14 protein-coding genes are annotated in these 20,771 nt (G+C 72.2%); all 14 read left to right on the top strand.

Going from position 1 to position 20,771, the window contains the following annotated elements:
- The first annotated feature begins 62 nt into the window (after positions 1 to 62).
- The 14 genes from ACGFU6_RS14605 (at position 63) to ACGFU6_RS14540 (ending at position 20,770) form a co-directional block, all read left to right on the top strand.
- A complete protein-coding gene (locus tag ACGFU6_RS14605) occupies positions 63 to 1,400 on the top strand; it encodes an ABC transporter substrate-binding protein (protein ID WP_393610889.1) in 1,338 nt (445 codons plus the stop codon).
- A 10-nt stretch (positions 1,401 to 1,410) separates the two neighbouring features.
- Entirely contained in the window at positions 1,411 to 2,352 is a 942-nt protein-coding gene (locus ACGFU6_RS14600; RefSeq protein ID WP_393610887.1) for a carbohydrate ABC transporter permease, read from the top strand.
- Position 2,353: 1 nt separating this feature from the next.
- Positions 2,354 to 3,256: a carbohydrate ABC transporter permease gene (locus ACGFU6_RS14595; RefSeq protein WP_393610886.1), complete on the top strand. Its 903-nt coding sequence runs from the start codon at positions 2,354 to 2,356 to the stop codon at positions 3,254 to 3,256.
- Positions 3,257 to 3,259: 3 nt separating this feature from the next.
- Positions 3,260 to 4,525, top strand: coding sequence for a 6-phospho-beta-glucosidase (locus ACGFU6_RS14590; protein ID WP_393610884.1), 1,266 nt, complete (start codon positions 3,260 to 3,262; stop codon positions 4,523 to 4,525).
- Positions 4,516 to 5,490: an N-acetylglucosamine kinase gene (locus ACGFU6_RS14585; protein WP_393610882.1), complete on the top strand. Its 975-nt coding sequence runs from the start codon at positions 4,516 to 4,518 to the stop codon at positions 5,488 to 5,490. Before ACGFU6_RS14590 ends, ACGFU6_RS14585 begins: the two co-directional genes overlap by 10 nt.
- Before the next feature lie 421 nt (positions 5,491 to 5,911).
- Complete coding sequence (locus tag ACGFU6_RS14580) at positions 5,912 to 7,222, top strand: hypothetical protein (protein ID WP_393610881.1); 1,311 nt, start codon at positions 5,912 to 5,914, stop codon at positions 7,220 to 7,222.
- Between the two features lie 11 nt (positions 7,223 to 7,233).
- Complete coding sequence (locus ACGFU6_RS14575; protein ID WP_393610879.1) at positions 7,234 to 8,286, top strand: glutamate ABC transporter substrate-binding protein; 1,053 nt, start codon at positions 7,234 to 7,236, stop codon at positions 8,284 to 8,286.
- A 67-nt stretch (positions 8,287 to 8,353) separates the two neighbouring features.
- On the top strand, positions 8,354 to 9,685 hold the full coding sequence (locus ACGFU6_RS14570) for a hypothetical protein (protein ID WP_393610878.1): 1,332 nt from the start codon (positions 8,354 to 8,356) through the stop codon (positions 9,683 to 9,685).
- 139 nt (positions 9,686 to 9,824) lie between these two features.
- Complete coding sequence (locus ACGFU6_RS14565; RefSeq protein WP_393610876.1) at positions 9,825 to 12,572, top strand: tetratricopeptide repeat protein; 2,748 nt, start codon at positions 9,825 to 9,827, stop codon at positions 12,570 to 12,572.
- Between the two features lie 2 nt (positions 12,573 to 12,574).
- A complete protein-coding gene (locus ACGFU6_RS14560; RefSeq protein ID WP_393610875.1) occupies positions 12,575 to 13,816 on the top strand; it encodes a PP2C family serine/threonine-protein phosphatase in 1,242 nt (413 codons plus the stop codon).
- Positions 13,817 to 13,912: 96 nt separating this feature from the next.
- A complete protein-coding gene (locus ACGFU6_RS14555; RefSeq protein WP_393610873.1) occupies positions 13,913 to 15,271 on the top strand; it encodes a VWA domain-containing protein in 1,359 nt (452 codons plus the stop codon).
- 106 nt (positions 15,272 to 15,377) lie between these two features.
- Positions 15,378 to 16,772 carry an FHA domain-containing protein gene (locus tag ACGFU6_RS14550; RefSeq protein WP_393610871.1) on the top strand — a complete coding sequence of 465 codons (1,395 nt, stop codon included), beginning with the start codon at positions 15,378 to 15,380 and terminating at the stop codon, positions 16,770 to 16,772.
- 132 nt (positions 16,773 to 16,904) lie between these two features.
- Positions 16,905 to 17,309, top strand: a complete 405-nt coding sequence (locus tag ACGFU6_RS14545; protein WP_073738979.1) for a globin — start codon at positions 16,905 to 16,907, stop codon at positions 17,307 to 17,309.
- Between the two features lie 167 nt (positions 17,310 to 17,476).
- Complete coding sequence (locus ACGFU6_RS14540) at positions 17,477 to 20,770, top strand: FtsX-like permease family protein (protein WP_393610869.1); 3,294 nt, start codon at positions 17,477 to 17,479, stop codon at positions 20,768 to 20,770.
- The last annotated feature ends 1 nt before the right edge of the window (position 20,771 follow it).

Here is a 20,771-nt window from a genome sequence, read left to right as displayed (position 1 = left end):
CACCCCCTGAAGTACCCCGCCTTCCCCTTCCCTGTCCCAACCCTTCATCGGGAGACACCACCATGTCCGGAAACCGCCGGAAGCCGGCCGTCGCACTCGCCGCGACCGCCGCGATAGCCCTGTTCGCCTCCGCCTGTACCGGGCAGAGCAGCTCCGGTGCCAAGGATGATGCGTCCAAGGAGACGACCATCAACTTCTGGCACGGCTGGAGTGCCCCGAACGAGGTCAAGGGAATTCAGGACACGGTCGACGCCTTCGAGAAGGCGCACCCCAACATCCACGTGAAGATCGTCGGGAACATGACCGACGACAAGATCAACCAGGCGCTGCGCGCGGGCGGTTCGAAGGCCCCGGACGTCGTCTCGTCGTTCACCACGAACAACGTCGGCAAGTTCTGCAAGTCGAAGGCCTTCGTCGACCTCAATCCGTTCCTGAAGAAGGACGGGATCGACGCGGACGCGACGTTCCCGAAGGCGATGAACGAGTACACCCAGTACGACGGCGTGCGCTGCACGGTGCCGCTGCTCGGTGACGCGTACGGCCTCTACTACAACAAGGACGCGTTCAAGGCGGCCGGCATCACGAGCCCGCCGAAGACCTGGTCCGAGCTGGCCACCGACGCGAAGAAGCTGACGAAGCCGAAGGGCGACTCGTACGAGCAGCTCGGCTTCATGCCGAACTACCACGGCTACGAGACGACCACCGAGCACTACCTCGGCAGCTGGGACCCGGAGTACTTCGACGCTGACGGCAAGTCGAACATCGCCGAGGACCCGTCCTTCGCCGCCATGCTCGCCGGCCAGAAGAAGCTGGTCGACTCGCTGGGCGGGTACCAGAAGCTGGAGAAGTTCCGTACCGGCTTCGGTGACGAGTGGGGCGCCAAACACCCCTTCCACACCGGCCAGGTGGCCATGCAGCTGGACGGTGAATGGCGTCTGGGCATGGCCGAGGACACCAAGCCGAAGTTCGAGATCGGCGTGGCCCCGATGCCCGTCGCGGACGACCAGGCCGACACGTACGGCAAGGGCTACCTGACCGGGACCATCGCCGGTATCGCCGCCACCTCCTCCAAGCAGAACGCCGCCTGGGAGCTGGTGAAGTTCATGACCACCGACACCGACGCGGTGGTGAACTTCGCCAACGCCATCCACAACGTGCCCTCCACGCTGGCCGCGCTGAAGTCGCCGAAGCTCAAGTACGACCCGCGCTTCAAGACCTTCCTGGACATCGCCGCCAACCCGAAGTCCACCACCACCCCGCCCTCGGTGAACGGCGGCGCGTTCCTGACGTCCCTGCAGAACCTCGGCTTCGACGTCGAGAAGGGCAAGCAGACGGACATCAAGGCGGGCCTGGAGAAGACCGCCAAGGAAATCGACGCCGCGATCGACCAGGCGAAGTAGAGCCGACGCGATGAGCACGTACACACTCCGTTCGAAGCGCCGCCGGTCGGCGCTCCGGACGGCGGCCTTCATGTCGCCGTGGCTGATCGGGTTCTGCGTCTTCTTCGCCTACCCGCTGATCTCCACGCTCTACTTCTCCTTCACCAGCTACGACGGTTTCTCGGCCCCGGAGTTCAGCGGGCTGAAGAACTGGTCGTTCGTCTTCAACGACTACCCCCTGTTCTGGCCGGCGCTGCGCAACACGCTCTGGCTGGTCCTGGTCATGGTGACCTGCCGGGTGGTGTTCGGTCTCGGCATCGGCATGCTGATCACCAAGATCAAGACGGGTGCCGGGGTCTTCCGGACACTCTTCTACCTGCCCTATCTCGCGCCGCCGGTCGCCGCGACGCTGGGCTTCGTGTTCCTGCTCAACCCGGGCACCGGACCGGTCAACTCGATCCTGGGCGAACTGGGGCTGCCGACCCCGGGCTGGTTCACCGACGCCACCTGGTCCAAGCCCGCGCTGACCGCGTTGGCGGTCTGGGGGGTGGGCGACCTGATGGTGATCTTCATGGCCGCGCTCCTGGACGTCCCCAAGGAGCAGTACGAGGCGGCGGAGCTGGACGGGGCGTCCTCGTACCAGCGGTTCCGCTTCGTCACGCTGCCGAACATCTCGCCGATCATCATGTTCGCCGTGGTCACCGGCATCATCCAGACGATGCAGTACTACACCCAGCCACTCGTGGCCGGGAAGGTCGCGTCGGGTGTGATGGGCGGCTCCGGGCAGCAGTTCGAACCGGGCTATCCCGACAAGTCGACACTGACGCTTCCGCAGCTCGTCTACAACCTCGGCTTCCAGCGCTTCGACTACGGCTCGGCCTGTGTGGTCGCGCTCGTTCTCTTCGTCCTCGCCATGGCGTTCACCGCACTGCTGATGCGGCGCCGCAGCGGACTGATCCAGGCAGGTGAGTGACATGGCGCAGGTTCTCGACACCCCGAAGGCCGGCGGCCCGGTGAGTGACCCCGTCACCCCGGCCGAGCGGGTGGCGCGCCGCAAGGCGCTGCTGCACTGGATCGGTGTGCACTCGCTCGGCGTCGCGGCCGCGCTCTTCTTCGTGCTGCCCTTCGTCTTCCTCCTCCTCACCTCGCTGATGAGCGACCAGCAGGCACTGACCCGTGACCTGTGGCCGCACCCCTTCGAGTGGAGCAACTACAAGGACGTGTTCAACACCCCGGGTTTCCTGACCTGGTGGAAGAACACCCTGCTGTACGCGGGCCTGGGCACCGTCCTCACGGTGGTGTCCTCACTGCCCGTGGCGTACGCGCTCGCCAAGTTCCGCTTCCGCGGCCGGCATCTGTCGCTGATGCTCGTCATCTCGATGATGATGCTGCCGCCACAGGTCGTCGTCATCCCGATGTACCTGTTCTGGGCCAAGCAGCTGGACATGTCCGGCACCCTCTGGCCGCTGATCATCCCGATGGCGTTCGGCGACGCGTTCTCCATCTTCCTGCTGCGGCAGTTCCTGCTGACCATTCCGAACGAGTACCTCGACGCGGCGAAGGTCGACGGCTGCGGCGAGTTCCGCACCCTGCTGCGCGTCGTGATCCCGATGGCCAAGCCCGGCATCGCCGCCGTCGCCCTCTTCCAGTTCTTCTACGCCTGGAACGACTACTTCGGACCGCAGATCTACGCCTCCGAGAACCCGGGGGCCTGGACGCTGAGTTATGGACTGGAGTCCTTCAAGGGCGCACACCACACCGACTGGAACCTGACCATGGCCGCGACCGTTCTGGTCATGGCCCCTGTGATCGTCGTCTTCTTCTTCGCACAGAAGGCCTTTGTCGAGGGCGTCACACTGACCGGAGTAAAGGGCTGATTCATGAAGCTCGCAGTAGTGGGTGGCGGGTCCACCTACACACCTGAACTGATCGACGGATTCGCACGGCTGCGGGACACCCTGCCGGTCGAGGAGCTGGTGCTCGTCGACCCGGCGGCCGACCGGCTCGAACTCGTCGGGGGCCTCGCGCGGCGGATCTTCGCCAAGCAGGGCCACCCCGGCCGGATCGTCACCACCACCGACGTCGACGCGGGCGTCGCCGACGCGGACGCGGTGCTGCTCCAGCTCCGGGTCGGCGGCCAGGCCGCCCGCGCCAAGGACGAGGCATGGCCGCTGGAGTGCGGCTGCGTCGGCCAGGAGACCACCGGCGCCGGCGGCCTCGCCAAGGCCATGCGCACCGTACCGGTCGTCCTGGACATCGCGGAGCGCGTCCGGCGCACCAACCCGAACGCGTGGATCATCGACTTCACCAACCCCGTCGGCATCGTGACCCGGGCGCTGCTCCAGGCCGGTCACAAGACCGTCGGCCTGTGCAACGTCGCGATCGGCTTCCAGCGCAAGTTCGCCCGGCTGCTGGACGTGACCCCCGGTGAGGTGCACCTCGACCACGTCGGGCTGAACCACCTGACCTGGGAGACGGGGGTGCGCCTGGGCGGCCCCGAGGGCGAGAACGTACTGCCGAGGCTGCTCGCCGAGCACGGCGACGCGATCGCGGACGACCTGCACATGCCCCGGGCGATCACGGACCGCCTCGGCGTCGTCCCCTCGTACTACCTGCGCTACTTCTACGCGCACGACGAGGTCGTGCGCGAGCTGGGCACCAAGCCCTCGCGGGCCGTCGAGGTCGCCGCCATGGAGAAGGAACTGCTCGCCATGTACGGCGACCCGACGCTGGACGAGAAGCCCGCGCTGCTCGCCAAGCGCGGCGGCGCCTTCTACTCGGAGGCGGCCGTGGACCTGGCCGCCTCGCTGCTGGGCGGCGGCGGCTCCGCCCACCAGGTGGTCAACACCTACAACAACGGCACGCTGCCCTTCCTGCCGGACGACGCGGTGATCGAGGTGCAGGCCGCGGTGGACCGCACGGGTGCGGCACCGCTCGCCGTCGCGCCGCTCGACCCGCTCTACGCCGGGCTGATCGCCAATGTGACGGCGTACGAGGACCTCGCGCTGGAGGCCGCGCTGCGCGGAGGCCGCGACCGGGTGTTCAAGGCCCTGCTGGCGCACCCCCTGATCGGGCAGTTCGAGTACGCGGAAGCACTCACCGACAAGCTGATCGCGCACAACCGGGAGCACCTCCCGTGGGCGTGAACGGTTCGGTCCTCGCGATCGACGCGGGGAACAGCAAGACCGATGTGGCACTGATAGGTGTGGACGGCACGGTGCTGTCCACGGCCCGCGGCGGCGGCTTCCAGCCCCCCGTGGTCGGCATCGGCACGGCCGTGGACGCGCTCGGCTCCGCGGTGGAGCGGGCGCTGGCCTCGGCCGGCACGGGGGTGGAGAGCGTCGCGCATGTGTCGGCCTGCCTCGCCAACGCCGATCTGCCCGTCGAGGAGGAGCAGTTGACCGAGGCCCTGGGCGACCGGGGCTGGGGACGCACGGTGGAGGTGCGCAACGACACCTTCGCGATCCTGCGGGCCGGGGTCGACGAGCCGCGCGGGGTGGCGGTGGTGTGCGGCGCGGGGATCAACTGCGTCGGCATGGTGCCCGACGGGCGCACCGCGCGGTTCCCCGCGATCGGCCGGATATCCGGTGACTGGGGCGGTGGTTCGGGGCTGGCCGAGGAGGCGCTCTGGTACGCCTCGCGGGCGGAGGACGGCCGGGGTGAGCCCACCGAGCTGGCCCGCGCGCTGCCCGCTCACTTCGGGCTCGGCTCGATGTACGCGCTGATCGAGGCGCTGCACCTGGGCCGGATCGAGTTCGAGCGGCGGCACGAGCTGACGCCGGTGCTCTTCGCGGCCTCCGCGGCCGGCGACCCGGTGGCGCGCGCTCTCGTGGACCGGCTGGCGGAGGAGGTCGTGGCGATGGCCTCGGTCGCGCTGACCCGGCTCGGCCTGCTGGACGAGCAGGCCCCGGTGGTGCTGGGCGGCAGCGTGCTGGCGGCCCGCCATCCGCAGCTGGACGACCGGATCGCCGAACTCCTCGCGGTGCGGGCCCCGAAGGCGGTGGTCCGGGTGGTGGCGGAGTCCCCGGTGCTGGGCGCGGGGCTGCTGGGCCTGGACCACACGGGTGCGGCGCCCGAGGTGCACGCCAGGCTGCGGGCGCAGTACGCCTGACCCGGTGTGACCTCAGGGGTACCGGGGGCGTCCCGTAGCATTCGTGCTGCGGGGCGCCTCTTCGGCCGGGGAACCGATCGGCCGTCCCGAACGTGTTCTTGTCGGGGAGATCGGTACGACTTCGGGGGATTGCGCCGTCGATCGTCTTGATCGGCGGCGTCTGCCTTGATCGAATGCTGTTGACTGCAGTTGTCTGCGTTCAGGACCGGTGCGGGATAAGGGCGTTCATTGTGTGGACGCCGCTCCCTGCGGCCATACTTCTGGCCGGGTACCAGTCCCCCGATCGGCCGGGGGGCGGGCCGCCGTCAGTGACCGAGGGGGAGGTCAAGTGACACACCCGCCGAGTGTGCGCCCTGCGCCGCCGAGACGCGCGCCGGAGCAGCCGCCCGCTGCCGTGCCGCCGCAGCGCGGTGGACGTGCGGTGGTCACCGACCGGCTGCGTGCCGCCGCGACGACCGAACCGGGCCGGCTCCAGATCATCGGGGCCGTACTGGCCCTGCTCGTCGTCGCGTTCGGGGCCGTGACGGCGTTCGAGGTGTCCGGCCGCGCGGCCTCCGCCGACGACGTGGTGCGGCGCAGCCAGCCGCTCAGCGCGGACGCGGCGGACATCTACCGCTCGCTGGCCGATGCCGACGCCGCGGCGGCGAGCGGCTTCCTGGCCGGTCCGCAGGAGCCGAGCCAGGTCCACGAGCAGTACGTGGCGGACATCGAGGAGGCCTCCCGGCTGCTGGTGAAGGCCGCGGCCAACACGGACGCCTCGACGGAGTCCGGCCACGAGATCACCACCCTCAACGAGGAACTCCCGCGCTACACCGGGCTGATCGAGCGCGCCCGCGCGAGCAACCGGCAGGGGCTGCCGCTGGGCGGCGCCTATCTCCGGTACGCGAACCAGAAGATGGCCAAGGACATGCTGCCGGCCGCCGAGCGGCTGTACACGGCGGAGACCGGCCGGCTCGGCGAGGACTACGACTCCGCACGCACCTGGCCGTTCTTCTCGCTCGGCATCGGTGTGATCGCGCTGATCGTGCTGCTGTGGGCCCAGCGGCGCAACTTCCACCGGACCAACCGGGTACTCAACCACGGTCTGCTGGCCGCGACCGCGGCCTCGGTCGTGGTCCTGCTGTGGCTGGCGGTGGGGCATTCGGTGGCCCGCTCCGACCTGTCGGACGCCGACACCCGCGGGCAGCAGTCCCTGGACGTGCTCAACCACGCGCGCATCGACTCCCTGAAGGCGCGCGCCAACGAGACCCTCACCGTGGTCGCCCGCGGTGCGGTGCTCACGGCGGACGGCAGGAACGACAAGTACGAGACGGACTACGGCACGGGCATGAAGGCCCTCGTCGAGGAGCTGGACAAGGCGGCGAAGCTCGCCGACGACACCCACGACACCGTGGGGGGCGAGCCGGTGGCCAACGCCATCAAGGGGGTCACCGAGTGGCAGAGCCGCCACCGGACCGCCCGCAAGACCGACGACAGCGGCGACTACGACACCGCGCTGACCCAGATCATCGGGACGGCCGGCTCGACCAAGGGGTCGACCGGTGAGTCGTTCAACCGGGTGGACAAGGCGCTGAGGCAGGCGCTCGCCCATGAGCAGGCCGAGTTCACCCGGGCGGCCGAGGACGGGCGCGGTGCGCTGGGCGGGCTGCCGATCGGCGCGGCGGCCCTCGCCGTACTGGGCGCGGTCGCCGCGATCGTCGGGGTCAACCGCAGGCTCTCGGAGTTCCGGTGACAGGGGGAGCGATGACAGGGAAGGACGAGCCCAGGACGGGGCCCGCGGGCCCGCTGCGCAGGCTGCGCGGCTGGGGCGGTGTGACCGCCATGGCCGCGGCCTGCGCGCTGACGGCGGCACTGACCCTGCTGCCGCTCTCCCACCGGGGCGGCGCCGCCTTCGGCGACGAGGTCTCGGGGGCGGGCACGGCACGGGCCGTGCAGACACGGGCCGACGACTGCACCGACCCCGATGCCAGCCTGGCGCCCTCCGTCTCCGGCGGCCGGACCATCGACCGCATAAAGGCGCGCGGCAAGCTGATCGCGGGCGTCGACCAGAACAGCTTCCAGTGGGGGTACCGCAACCCGGAGTCCCGGGACCTCGAAGGCTTCGACATCGATCTGGTGCGGGCCATCGCCAAGGACATCCTGGGTGACCCGAACGCCGTGATCTTCCGGGCGATCCCCACCAACCAGCGCATCGCCGCGCTGGAGAACGACAAGGTCGACGTCGTCGTGCGGACGATGACGATCAACTGCGCCCGGCTCGACCAGGTCTCGTTCTCCACCGCCTACTTCCAGGCCGGGCAGCAGGTCCTCGCGCCCAAGGACTCCACGATCACGGGTTACAACTCCTCGCTGGCCGGCAAGCGGGTCTGCACCGCGGAGGGGTCCACGGCGTACGAGGCGCTGGAGAAGCAGTCGTTCGGCTCGGTCTTCAAGGACAAGCACGACGGCACGGACGCCGACGAGGACCTGCTCACCGTCCCCAACCAGCTGGACTGCCTGGTGCGGCTCCAGATGGGCGAGGTCGACGCGATCGTCACGGACAACGCCCTCGCGGCCGGCCAGGCCGCCCAGGACCCGGCCGTGGAGCTCAAGGGCGACAAGCCCTTCACCACCGAGTACTACGGCGTGGCCACGAAGAAGGGTGCGGACGACCTGGTGGCACGGGTCAACCAGGTGCTGGTCGACTACCGGGCCGGCGGCAAGGACAGCGCCTGGATGCGGTCCTACCGCACCTGGCTGCAGGACGGCCTGCCCGGAATCACGGCGCCGCCGGTGCCCAAGTACCGCAGTAACTAAGGCCTGTCCTTCGGATCAGGCGGATCCTGCCGGGCCCCGCCCGGCAGGGAGAGCGGAGAGGTGATCGATGGGCGTCGCGGGCCCCTTCCCCAGCTACGCGGCCCGGCCCCCCGGCCCGGTCATGGACCGGGACGAGGCGGACCGTGCGCTGGCCCGGCTCGGCGCGGAGCACGAGGCGATCGAGACCTCGCTGCTCGCCCTTCAGGACCACGCCGGGCGCCGGCTCCTGGAGGGCGCCGAGCTCACCGGTGTCACCAGGGAGCGCTGGAGCGTCACCGAGCAGTCGATCACGCTGCTGTGGGGGTATTTCGACGCCTACGCCGGGGTGCTGCACCAGGCCCGCGAGGTGCGGGCCCGGCGGCGTCACCCGAACCGGGACGACCTGACGGCCCTGACCGAACTGCTGCGCGGCGACGGCGTCACGGTGGCGCATGCGGCGGCCCGGCCCGATCCGTCGATCACCGGCCCGGCCCGGCTCTCCGAGCGGTTCACGCTGGCGGAGCTGGTCAACCGGATGAACGAGCTGTACGCGCGCTCGCTGGACATGGTCGTAGCCTCCGACTCCGTGTGGTCGGCGATGCCCGCCCGGATAGACCTGCTCGCCGCCGAACTGCGCCGCACCAGCTCGCTGGCCCACTCGGTCGGGGTGCGCCCCGGCGAACACCCCTCGGGGGACGATCTGGAGTCGATCACCCAGGAGCTGACGACGCTGCGGGTCCAGGTGATCTCCGACCCGCTGGCGTTCTGGCTGCCGGGGCCGGGCAGTTCGGCACCGGGCGGCGGCCGCCCCGACACCACGCGCTACGACCGGGCGGCCCGGGCGCTGGACGAGGTGCGGCGGGAGATCGAGGCGGTGCTCGCGGTCCGGCAGGACGCCGAACAGCGGCTGGTCCAGTTGCGCGACGTGCTCTCCCGGGCGGACCGCACCCTGGCCGAGGCCCGCTCCGCGCGCGGCGAGGTGCTGGCGAAGATCGCCGCGTCCGAGGTGCCCGCGGTCAACGGCCCGCCCACCGCGCTCCAGGAGCGACTCGCCGCCGCCTCGGAGTACCGCAGGCACGCCCAGTGGCACCGGCTCTCGCCGCTCCTGGAGACCCTGGAGCGGCAGGCCGAGGAGGAGTTGCTGAGGGCGAGGGAGCAGCTGACGGCGGTCACCGCCCCGCTGGCCGTACGGGCGGAGCTGCGCGGCCGGCTGGACGCCTACAAGGCGAAGGTGGCCCGGCACGGCCTCTCCGAGGACCCGGTCCTGATCGAGCGCTACGACGCGGCGCGCCGGATGCTGTGGAGCGCCCCCTGCGATCTGAGGGTCGCCGCGCAGGCGGTGCAGCGCTATCAGGACGCGGTGCTGGAACTGCTGGGGCAGCGGCGCGCGTCGGGACCAGAAGACCGGCGGGGACAGTGACGCGACAGCCGACGGGGCAACCGGTGTCCGAGGGGCATCCGCCGGGCGGGACGGACGGCAGCCGGCCGGACGTTTGCTGGACAGGCAGTACCGGCAGGACATGGCCGCTGCGGCGGCGGGGCGAACAGGGGGAATGACCATGAGTACGCAGTGCCAGCGCCCCGCGTGCGAGGGCAGTTACGAGGACATGGGCGGCGGTGAGCTGTACTGCGACACCTGCGGTCTGGCTCCGGTCGTCTCGCCGACGGGAATGCTGAGCTCGCCTCCGACCGGGATCACCGGCGGCGGCCGGGGCAGCAGCAGCTCGTCGGCGCGCAGCAGTTCGCGGGCCTCCTCGCGCGCCTCCTCGCGTTCATCGACGTCGCGGCGGTCGGTGTCGGGGCGGCTCTCGCGCGCGGTGTCCGCGAGCGGGTCCGCCCGTTCGGTCTCGGTGCGCTCCTCCGGTTCCTCGACCGGTGTCTCCGGCCGGAACCGGCTGGGTGCCGGGCTGGTGCTCGTGCCGGACGTGCCGCGTCCCGATCCGCGTACCGCCGTGATGGAGAACCCGGAGGTGCCCGAGCGCAAGCGGTTCTGCTCGCGTTCGGACTGCGGGGCGCCGGTGGGCCGGGCCAGGGGTGCGCAGCCGGGGCGCACGGAGGGGTTCTGCACCAAGTGCGGTCACCCGTACTCCTTCACGCCCAAGCTCCAGGACGGCGACGTCGTGCACGGCCAGTACGAGGTCGCGGGCTGTCTGGCGCACGGCGGGCTCGGCTGGGTCTACCTCGCGGTGGACCGCGCGGTCTCCGACCGCTGGGTGGTGCTCAAGGGCCTGCTCGACACCGGTGACCAGGACGCCATGGCGGCCGCCATCTCCGAGCGCCGCTTCCTCGCCGAGATCGAACACTCCAACATCGTCCGCATCTACAACTTCGTCGAGCACCTCGACCAGCGCACCGGTTCGCTGGACGGCTACATAGTCATGGAGTACGTGGGCGGCAAGGCCCTCAAGGAGATCGCCAACGAGCGGCGCACCCCGGCCGGGAAGCGCGACCCGCTGCCCGTCGAGCAGGCGTGCGCGTTCGGCATCGAGGCGCTGGAGGCGCTGGGGCATCTGCACAGCCGCAACCTCCTGTACTGCGACTTCAAGGTCGACAACGCGATCCAGACCGAGGACCAGCTGAAGCTGATCGACATGGGCGCGGTCCGCCGGATGGACGACGACGAGTCGGCCATCTACGGCACGGTGGGCTACCAGGCGCCGGAGGTCGCGGAGGCCGGCCCGTCGGTCGCCTCCGACCTGTACACGGTCGCGCGGACGCTCGCGGTGCTCACCTTCGACTTCCAGGGCTACACGAACGTCTTCGTGGACTCGCTGCCGGACCCGGACAACATCGAGGTGTTCCGCTCGTACGAGTCGTTCTACCGGCTGCTGGTACGGGCCACCGACCCGGATCCGGCCCGGCGGTTCGCCTCCGCGTCCGAGATGGCGGAGCAGCTGATGGGAGTGTTGCGTGAGGTGGTGTCGCTCCAGACGGGGCGCCCGCGTCCGGCCCTGTCGACGCTGTTCGGCGCGGAGATGCGAGTCACCGACACGGAGCTGTTCACGCTCATGACCGGCGAGGTGTCCCGCCTCGGGGTGCGCAGTGCGGCCACGCGCGGGTCCGGGCGCTTCGGCCGGCGCAAGGGCGCCGGGGCGCTCCCGGTGGCGCCGGCCCCGACGCCGGCCGCGGTGGCCCCGCCGGGCGGTGTCCCGGGCGCGCTGCCCGCCGGACCGCCTCCCGGGTACGCGGCGGGCGCCGGTCCGGTGTCCTCGCCGGCCACCCACGTCAGCGGGGCCGGACCCGTCCACCCGCAGCCGCTGCCCGCCGTCCCGGCTCCCCGGTCCCCGGCCGCGAACACCGGGGCCGGGCCTGGGGCGTTCGGCCCGTACAGCACGGGCGGGCCCCGGCTGGCCGGGCTCGACGTGCGGGGTACGTCGCTGGCGCTGCCGGTCCCCCGGGTCGACGCGAACGACCCCAACGCGGGTTTCCTCGCCGGGGTGATGGCCTCCGCGCCCGCCGAACTGATCGCCGCGCTGCAGGCCGTACCGGCCGCCTCCCTGGAGACCAGGCTGCGCGAGCTGCGTGCTTCCCTGGAGATGAACGACCTGGGCGTGGCGCAGGAGACCCTGACCACCCTCGAGGTGAAGCACCCGGACGACTGGCGGGTGGTCTGGTACCGCGGCATCACCTCCCTGGTGACCGGTGACAACGAGAACGCGGCGCTGTCCTTCGACGCGGTCTACGACGCGTTTCCCGGGGAGCCCGCGCCGAAGCTGGCGCTGGGCGTCTGCGCGGAGGTGCTGGGCCAGCTGGACAACGCCGCCGAGTACTACCGGCTGGTGTGGGCGACCGACCCGAGTTTCGTGAGCGCCGCGTTCGGCCTGGCCCGGGTGCAGATCGCCGCCGGGGACCGGGCCGGGGCCGTCAGGTCGCTGGAGTCGGTGCCGGAGGCGTCGATCCACTTCACGGCGGCCCGGGTCGCCTCGGTACGGGCCCGGCTGCGCGAACGGGCCCCGGACGAGCCGCTGATCGCCGATCTGCTGGCGGCCTCGGCCCAGGTCTCGGGCCTTGCCGGGCTGGGTCTGGACGCGGTGCGCCGGGAGCAGTTGTCGACCGAGGTGCTGGGGACGGCGCTCGACTGGGTACTCTCCGGGAGTCCCGCTCCCCGTTCCCCGGCCCCGCAGCCTCCCGTGAGCGGCGGGGCGCAGGGACCGGGGACGCTGCTCGGCAGTGAGTTGAACGAGCGGGGCCTGCGGTTCGGGCTCGAGCGTTCGTACCGGATGCTCGCCCGGCTTGCGGAGCCCGGTGCCGAGAGGATCGAACTGGTGGAGCGGGCCAACCGTTTCCGCCCCCGAACGTGGGTGTGAAGATGTCGCAGAACGACCAGGAGACTGCCTTGTCGAGGTGCCCCGGCTGCCAGGAGCCGCTGGAGCCGGGGGATCTGTTCTGCGGTGCGTGCGGGTACGACCTGTCGGCCGTGCCCGAGCCGCCGCGGGATCACCCGACGATCGCCATGGGCACCGCGGTGCTCGCCCCTGCGGCCCCCGCCCCCGGACCCGGCCCCGCGCCCTCGCCGGCCGCCTCCGGCGACTTCGAGCTGGCGGCGCCGACGGCTGCCGGGGACGTGGCGCCCGACCCCCGGGCCGTCGCGGAGTCCGCCCCGGCCCCGGCGGCCGGCGGCAAGGTGTGCGTGGCCTGCCGGGCCGGCCGTGTCGACCTCGACGGCTACTGCGAGAACTGCGGCCACGCCCAGCCCCGCGAGCGCGATCACATGGAGCAGGAGCTCGGCTCGGTGGCCGCGGTCACCGACCGCGGGCTGCGCCACCACCGCAACGAGGACTCGTTCGCGATCTCCACGGCCGCGCTGCCCGACGGCACCCCGGCCGTGGTGGCGATCGTCTGCGACGGGGTTTCGTCGGCCAGCCGGCCCGACGAGGCGTCCGCCGCCGCGACGGCCGCGGCCAACGAGTCACTGCTGGAGTCGCTGCCGCGCGGAACACATCCCCAGCAGGCGATGCACGAGGCGATCGTGGCGGCCTCCGAGTCGGTCAACCGGCTTGCCCAGGAGCCCGGCAAGGGCGCGGAGCGCGATCCGCACCGCCACCAGAACGCCCCGGCGTGCACCCTGGTCGGCGCGATCATGGCCAACGGGCTGCTGATCGTCGGCTGGGTCGGTGACAGCCGGGTCTACTGGGTGCCCGAGGACCGGAGCAGCCCGCCGGCCCGGCTCACCGAGGACGATTCCTGGGCCGCGCAGATGGTCGCGGCGGGCCTGATGAACGAGGCGGAGGCGTACGCCGACGAGCGGGCCCACGCCATCACGGGCTGGCTGGGCGCCGACTCCTACGAACTGGAGCCGCACACCGCCTCGTTCAAGCCGGACCGGCCGGGCGTCGCGGTGATCTGCACGGACGGCCTGTGGAACTACGCCGAGTCCGCGGCCGAGATGTCCGCCGCGGTGCCGGCGGATGCGTACGAACGGCCGCTGCACGGCGCCCAGGTACTGGTCGGTCACGCGCTGGACGGCGGGGGCCACGACAACGTAACAGTGGCGCTGCTGCCGTTCGCCGTACCGGCGCAAGGGGCAGGATCCGCCCCGAGCGGCGTTTGAGACCCGCCGCCCCGGCCCCACGCGCCTCGCATCTCCGATGACTCTGTCCATAAATCTGTCTTCATCTGACACATGGAGCCTCAAGGAGCCGATCAGATGGCCAACTTCTCCAAGTCGAACGTGCCGCAGTTCTCCGTCGAGGTGTACCAGAACGAATATCTGCCCGAGGGCGGCCGCGAGGTCAACGCCATCATCACCGTCACCTCGACCGGCGGCGGCACGACGGGCGGGGTCCCGCTGACGGGCGCCGCCCACTCGTCCTCGCACCTGCCGGGACAGGCGCCGAACGCCGCTGTGGTGATCATGGTGGACTGCTCGGGTTCGATGGACTACCCGCCCACGAAGATGCGCAACGCCCGCGACGCGACGGCGGCGGCCATCGACACCCTGCGCGACGGCACCTCCTTCGCCGTGATCGGCGGCACCCACGTCGCCAGGGAGGTCTACCCGGGCAACGGGCGGCTCGCCACGGCCGGTCCGCAGACCAGGGCCCAGGCGAAGGAGGCCCTGCGCCGGCTGAGCGCGGGCGGCGGTACGGCGATCGGGACGTGGCTGCGGCTGGCCGACCGGCTGCTGGGCGCCGCGGAGGTCAGCATCCGGCACGGCATCCTGCTGACCGACGGGCGCAACGAGCACGAGGCACCGGAGGATCTACGGGCCGCGCTCGACGCCTGTGCGGGCCGTTTCACCTGCGACGCCCGCGGTGTCGGCACCGACTGGGAAGTGAAAGAAGTCACAGCGATCGCCTCGGCGCTGCTCGGCACCGCCGACATCGTCGCCGATCCCACGGGGCTGGCCGCGGACTTCACACAGATGATGGAGAACGCGATGGGCAAGGAGGTCGCGGACGTCGCGCTGCGGCTCTGGACCCCGGTCGGCGTGGAGATCAAGTTCGTGAAGCAGGTCGCGCCGGCGGTCGCGGATCTGACCGGCCGCCGCACCGAGGCGGGTCCGCGCGCCGGTGACTACCCCACCGGCTCCTGGGGCGACGAGTCCCGCGACTACCACGTGTGCGTGCAGGTACCGCAGGCCGGTATCGGCCAGGAGATGCTGGCGGCCCGGGTCTCACTGATCCTCCCCGACCCGTCGGGAGGCGCGCCCCAGACCCTTTCGCAGGGTCTGGTACGGGCGGTGTGGACGGACGACATGGTGGCCTCGACCTCGATCAATCCGCAGGTCGCGCACTACACGGGCCAGGCGGAACTGGCACAAGTCATCCAGCAGGGGCTCGATGCCCGCAAGTCGGGAGACTTCGACGGCGCGACGGCCAAACTGGGCCGCGCGGTGCAGTTGGCGTCGGCGTCCGGGAACGCGGACACTGCGAAACTGCTTTCGAAGGTGGTAGACGTCGTCGACGCGGCGACAGGTACTGTGCGACTGAAGGCGAAGGTCGCGGAAGCGGACGAGATGACACTCGAAACGCGCTCCACGAAGACCGTCCGCGTCAAGAAGTAACCATGTATCCGCACTGATGAGCCGCCCGGCCGGACCTGTCCGCCGGGCGGCGACGCAAGAAAATGACGGCCCCCTGGGCCGGACGAGGAGAGGGGGAAGCGCCGACATGCCGACCTGCCCGAACGGACATCAGTCGGGTTCCGAGGACTGGTGCGAGGTCTGCGGCCATCGCGTGGCCGGGGCCGCTGTTCCGCCGCCGCCTCCCCCGCCGCCCGCGCCCGGTTACGGCTACCCGCCGAGCCCCGGCCCGGACGCGACCGCCCAGGCCGAGATCTGCCCCCAGTGCCGCACCCCGCGAGAGGCCATGGCGCCGTTCTGCGAGGAATGCCGCTGGAACTTCCTCACGAACACCGCGACCTCGTACACCCCGCTCGCCCCGCAGCACGGCGGCCCGAGCGGACCGGCGGGTCCCGGCGGCCCCGGCCCGCAGCCGGGCTTCCCGGCCCAGCAGCCGCCGCCCGGAGCGCCGCAGCCCCGCGATCCGTTCGAGTACCAGGGTTCGCGCCCCTCGCAGGTGAACCGGCCGGCCGAGCCGCTCTCCTCGGGGCCGGGCCAGCACGGCCAGCCCGGACCTGGGCTGCCGCCGTTCCCGGGACAGCACGAACAGCAGGGCCCACCGCCGCCCCCGCCGTTCCAGCAGGGCCAGCAGGATCCGCAGCAGGGCCGGCCGGGGTTCCCGCAGGGCCAGCCCGATCCGCAGGGCCGGCCGGGCTTCCCGCAAGGTCAGCAGGGCTTTCCGCAGGGCCAGCAGGGGTTCCCGCAGGGGCAGCAGCACGCCCAGCAGCAGGGTTCGTCGCAGGGCTCGCCCCCGCCGCCGTCGTTCCAGCAGCAGAGTGCCGCGCCCCCGTTCCAGCAGACGGCTCCCCCGGTCTTCGAGCAGTCCGGTCCGCCGGCCCCGCCGCAGCCGCAGACCGCGCAGCCCGGCAACGACGACTGGCTGCTGTCGCCGCCCGCGCAGCCCCAGGCCCCGCAGCCGCCGATGCAGCAGCAGTCCTACCCCGGGCAGAACCAGGGCCCCGGCACGGGCCAGGACCCGGGACCGGGTCAGGGACCGAACCAGGGCCAGAGCCAGGGACCCGGTCACGGACAGGCGTCCACGAGCTGGGCGGCGGTCGTCGCTCCGGACCGTGACTACTTCCTGGCGATGATGCAGCGCAGCGGCCCCGAGGCCACCGGGCTCAACCTGCCCGCGTACTCCCCGGAGCAGCACCTTCCGCTGACCGGCAGCCAGATCACCATCGGCCGCCGCCGGCACAGCACGGGCGAGTCACCCGACATCGACCTGTCCGTGCCCCCGGAGGACCCGGGCGTCTCGCACCAGCACGCGGTGCTGGTGCAGCAGCCGGACAGCAGCTGGGCCGTGGTCGACCAGAACTCCACCAACGGCACCACGCTCAACGGCGCCGAGGACCCGATCCAGCCCTACGTCCCCGTTCCGCTCCAGGACGGCGACCAGGTGCACGTCGGGGCGTGGACGACGATCACGATCCGCCGGGGCTGACGGCTCCTGCGCGGTGCGCGGGCCGGTGCGGGACATCCCTCGCCGGCCGCGCACCCCTGTTCCCGGCCGGCTTGATCACTCGGACCCACCCGGGGCCCTGTTTCCCGCCGGAGCGTCTGCGACGATGGACAGGTGACTGAGAACCCGCGCGACACGGTGCAGGAGCTGACCTTCTACGAGCTGGTCGGCGGCGAGGAGACCTTCCGGCGCCTGGTCCACCGCTTCTACGAGGGTGTGGCCGGGGACCCGCTGCTGCGGCCGATGTACCCGGAGGAGGATCTCGGCCCGGCCGAGGAGCGGTTCACGCTGTTCCTGATCCAGTACTGGGGTGGCCCGCGCACCTACAGTGACCAGCGCGGACATCCCCGGCTGCGGATGCGGCACGTGCCGTTCCGGGTGGACCGGGCCGCGCACGACGCCTGGCTGAGCCATATGCGGGTGGCGCTCGACGAGCTCGGACTGGCCCCGGAACACGAGCGTCAGCTGTGGGACTACCTCACCTACGCGGCCGCCTCGATGGTGAACACCGAGGGCTGAATCCGGTCGGAAGGCGTCGGACATGTGCGGAATCCGGTACTCCGCCGCCGGATAACGGTCACGATCCCATCAAGGTGTGGCCATGGGCGGTATACCGCGACAGGTCCACTCTGAAAGCATCCATGCAACGCCGGGGGGCGTGTTTCATGAGATGAGGGTGGGACAGGGTGACGGGGTTCGTTCTTCTGCGGGTGAGGGCGCACCGGCTCCTGCTCGCGGCGGCAGTGCTGGCCGTGCTGCTCACCACCTCGGTCCTGGCCGCGCTCACCGCCTTCTCCGGCTCCATCGGCGACGCCGCACTGCGCCACACCCTCACCCACCGGTCCGCCGCCGACGCCTCGCTCCTCATATCGGCCCAGGTCGCGCCCGAGCAGCGGGACGCCGCCGACGCCTCGGCGCACAAGGCCGCCCGCACCACGTTCGACGGGCTCCCGGTGACCGTGCGGAAGCTGGAGGCGTCGGGGCCGTACGCGCTGCCGCGCGAGCTGCAGACCCCGGCCGCCCGCCGCGGCGACCCCGACCTCACCCACTTCGCCTCGCTCGACCGCAGCCGCATCCGGCTCACCGACGGCCGGATGCCCGAGGCCGGGGCGGGGAAGCCCGGCGACCCGGTCCAGGTCGCGCTGCCGGGCACCGCCGCCGAGGCCCTCGGGCTGGAGCCGGGCGCCCGGCTGACGCTCACCGACCGGCTGAGCGACAAGCACGAGAAGATCCTGATCACCGGTCTCTACGAGGCCTCGGACCAGGCCGATCCGTACTGGCAGCTGGACGCGGCCGGCGGGCGCGGCGTCCGCAGGGTCGTCTTCACGACGTACGGGCCGCTGCTCACCGACCCCGCGGTGCTCGGCTCCGGCCGGACCAGTTCCGGCGAGGTCTCCTATCTGGCCTCGGCCGACTTCCGCGCCCTCACCACGGACCGGATGGCCGCACTGCGCCGGGCGGCGACCGAGGGGCCCAAGCAGTTGCTGGCCGCCCCCGAGTTCAAGAACGGGGCGAGCGCCCGGACGCAGCTGCCCACCGTTCTCGACCAGATCGACCGGGGGCTGCTCGTCTCCCGCTCGACCCTGATGATCGTGGCCGTGCAGCTGGTGCTGCTGGCCGGCTACACGCTGCTGCTGGTGGCCCGGCTGCTGAGCAGTGAGCGCGGCGGCGAGACCGAACTGCTGCGTGCGCGCGGCGGATCGCGTGGCCGGATCACCTCACTCGCCGCGATCGAGGCGCTGCTGCTGGCGCTGCCCGCCGCCGTCCTCGCCCCGCTGCTCAGCGAACCGCTGACCCGGCTGCTGGCCGACCGGGGGGAGTTGTCCCGGATCGGGCTCCGGCTCGGCGGGACCGCCACCGGCACCGTGTGGCTGGTGGCCGCCGTGACCGCGCTGGCCTGCGCGCTCGCCGTGGTGGCGCCCGCGCTCGCCGCGAGCGCCGGCGGACGCCGCTCCACCCGCGCCGCCGCGCTGCCCGCGCCGGTGCGCGCGGGGGCGGACCTCGGGCTCCTCGCGGTCGCGGGGGTGGCGTACTGGCAGCTCGACCGGCAGACCGGGGGCGCGGGCAGCGGCGCGCTCAGCGGCGACCGCGCGGGCGGCCTCGGCATCGATCCGCTGCTGGTCGTGGCGCCCGCCCTCGCGCTGCTCGCGGGCACCGTGGTGACGCTGCGGCTGCTGCCGCCCGCGGCCAGGCTCGCGGAGCGCCGGGCGGCGGGTGGCCGGGGGCTGGTCACGGCGCTGGCCGGCTGGCAGTTCAGCCGCCGGCCGCTGCGCGGCGCCGGTCCGGTACTGCTGCTGGTGCTGTCGGTCGCGATGGGCATGCTGGCGATCGGCCAGAGCGCCTCGTGGGACCGCTCGCAGCAGGACCAGGCGGACTTCAGGTCCGGCGCCCCGGTCCGGATGCTGGGCGGCGTCAACGCGGACCCGGCGCGCTCGGGCGCGTACGCGCGGCTGGCGGGGGTACGGGATGCGGCGCCCGCGTTCCGCACGACGGTGGAGCTCTCCGGCGGCCGCACGGCCGAGGTGCTGGCCCTGGACACCGCGCACGCCGACGAGCGGATGCTGATGCGCGGGGACCTCGCCGACGGGGCCCGGGGCCGGCTGTTCGACTCCCTCGCACCGCCCCGCACCGCACGGGCGGGGCTGCCGCTGCCGCCCGGCAGCACCCTGCTCCGCCTGGACCTGCGCATAGCGTCCGGGGCCAAAACCGCTGGCCGCTCGCCCTCCGGGATGAGCCAGGTGGTCACCGTGCTGCTGGAGGACCGCTACGGCATCCCGTACCGGGTGGTCGCCGGTTCCGTGCCGGTGGACGGGAAGGCGCGTCCGCTCTCGCTGAAGGTGGACCCGGCCGGCGGACTGGCGGTGACCGGGTTCGAGCTGGACAGCACCCAGCCGGTCGGGCGGGGCGAGTCGCACCGGCTGACCGTGAGCGGGCTGCGGACCGTGACCGGGAGCGGCGCCGAGCGGCCGGTCCCGGTGCCCGGCGGATTCCGCTGGCAGGCGGCCCAGAGCGCCGACTCGTCCGGGCAGGTCGAGCCGGGCCCCGCCCTGCACCCCACCGCCTCGTCCGGGAATCCGCTCACCCTCGACTACCCGACCGGCTCCGTGCGGATCACCGCGGCGCGGCCCCCGGCGGCCACGCTGAACGGGGTGGCCACGGACGCCTATCTGAAGGCTTCCGGTGCGAGGACCGGCCAGAGCGTGGACGTGACGCTGTCCGGTGAGACGGTCCGGGTGAAGATCGTGCGGACCGTCCACGCGCTCCCGACGACCGGCCCCGGCTCCACCGCCTCGCTGTCCTCCACCTCGTTGTCCTCCGGGCAGGCGCGGGCGGCCCGGGACGGCGGCGCCCTGCTGCTCGACCTCAGGGCCGTCAGCGGGATCTTCGCGCAACGCCCCAACGCCGTGCTCACCGCCACCGAGTGGTGGCTGAGCACCGCTCCCGGCCGCAGCGGCGAGGTCGCGGCCGCGCTCCGCGCCCGCCCCGACACCGATCCGGCGCAGGTGCAGGTCCGGGACGAGGTCGCGGACGAGCTGGTGAGCGATCCGCTGGGGGCGGGCCCGCAGTCCGCACTGCTCGCGGTGGCGGTCGTCGCGGCGGCGCTTGCCGGGGTCGGCTTCGCCGTGACGGCGGTCGGCTCGCGGCGCGAGCGCTCCGCGGAGTTCGCCGTCCTGCGCGCGCTGGGGGCGCCGCGCCGGCGGCTGGCCCGCATGATCGCCGCCGAGCAGGGGGTGCTGATCGCCATCGGGCTGCTGGTGGGCGCGATCCTGGGGGCCGTACTGACCCGGGCGGTGGTGCCGCTCATCGTGCTGACCGGACAGGCCGCCCGGCCCGTACCCGCCGTATCGGTGCAACTGCCCGCCGGACAGATCGCGGTGCTGCTCGCCGCCTTCGCCGCCCTGCCGCTGCTGATCGTCGCGGTCCTCGCGCTCCGGCGCACCGACCCGGCCATCTCGCTGCGCCACCAGGGGGACAACTGAC

This window comes from Streptomyces sp. NPDC048462 (assembly GCF_043200175.1).
GTDB lineage: Bacteria > Actinomycetota > Actinomycetes > Streptomycetales > Streptomycetaceae > Streptomyces.
Note: the sequence above shows the minus strand (reverse complement) of the source record. Positions and strands in the feature narration are given on the sequence as shown.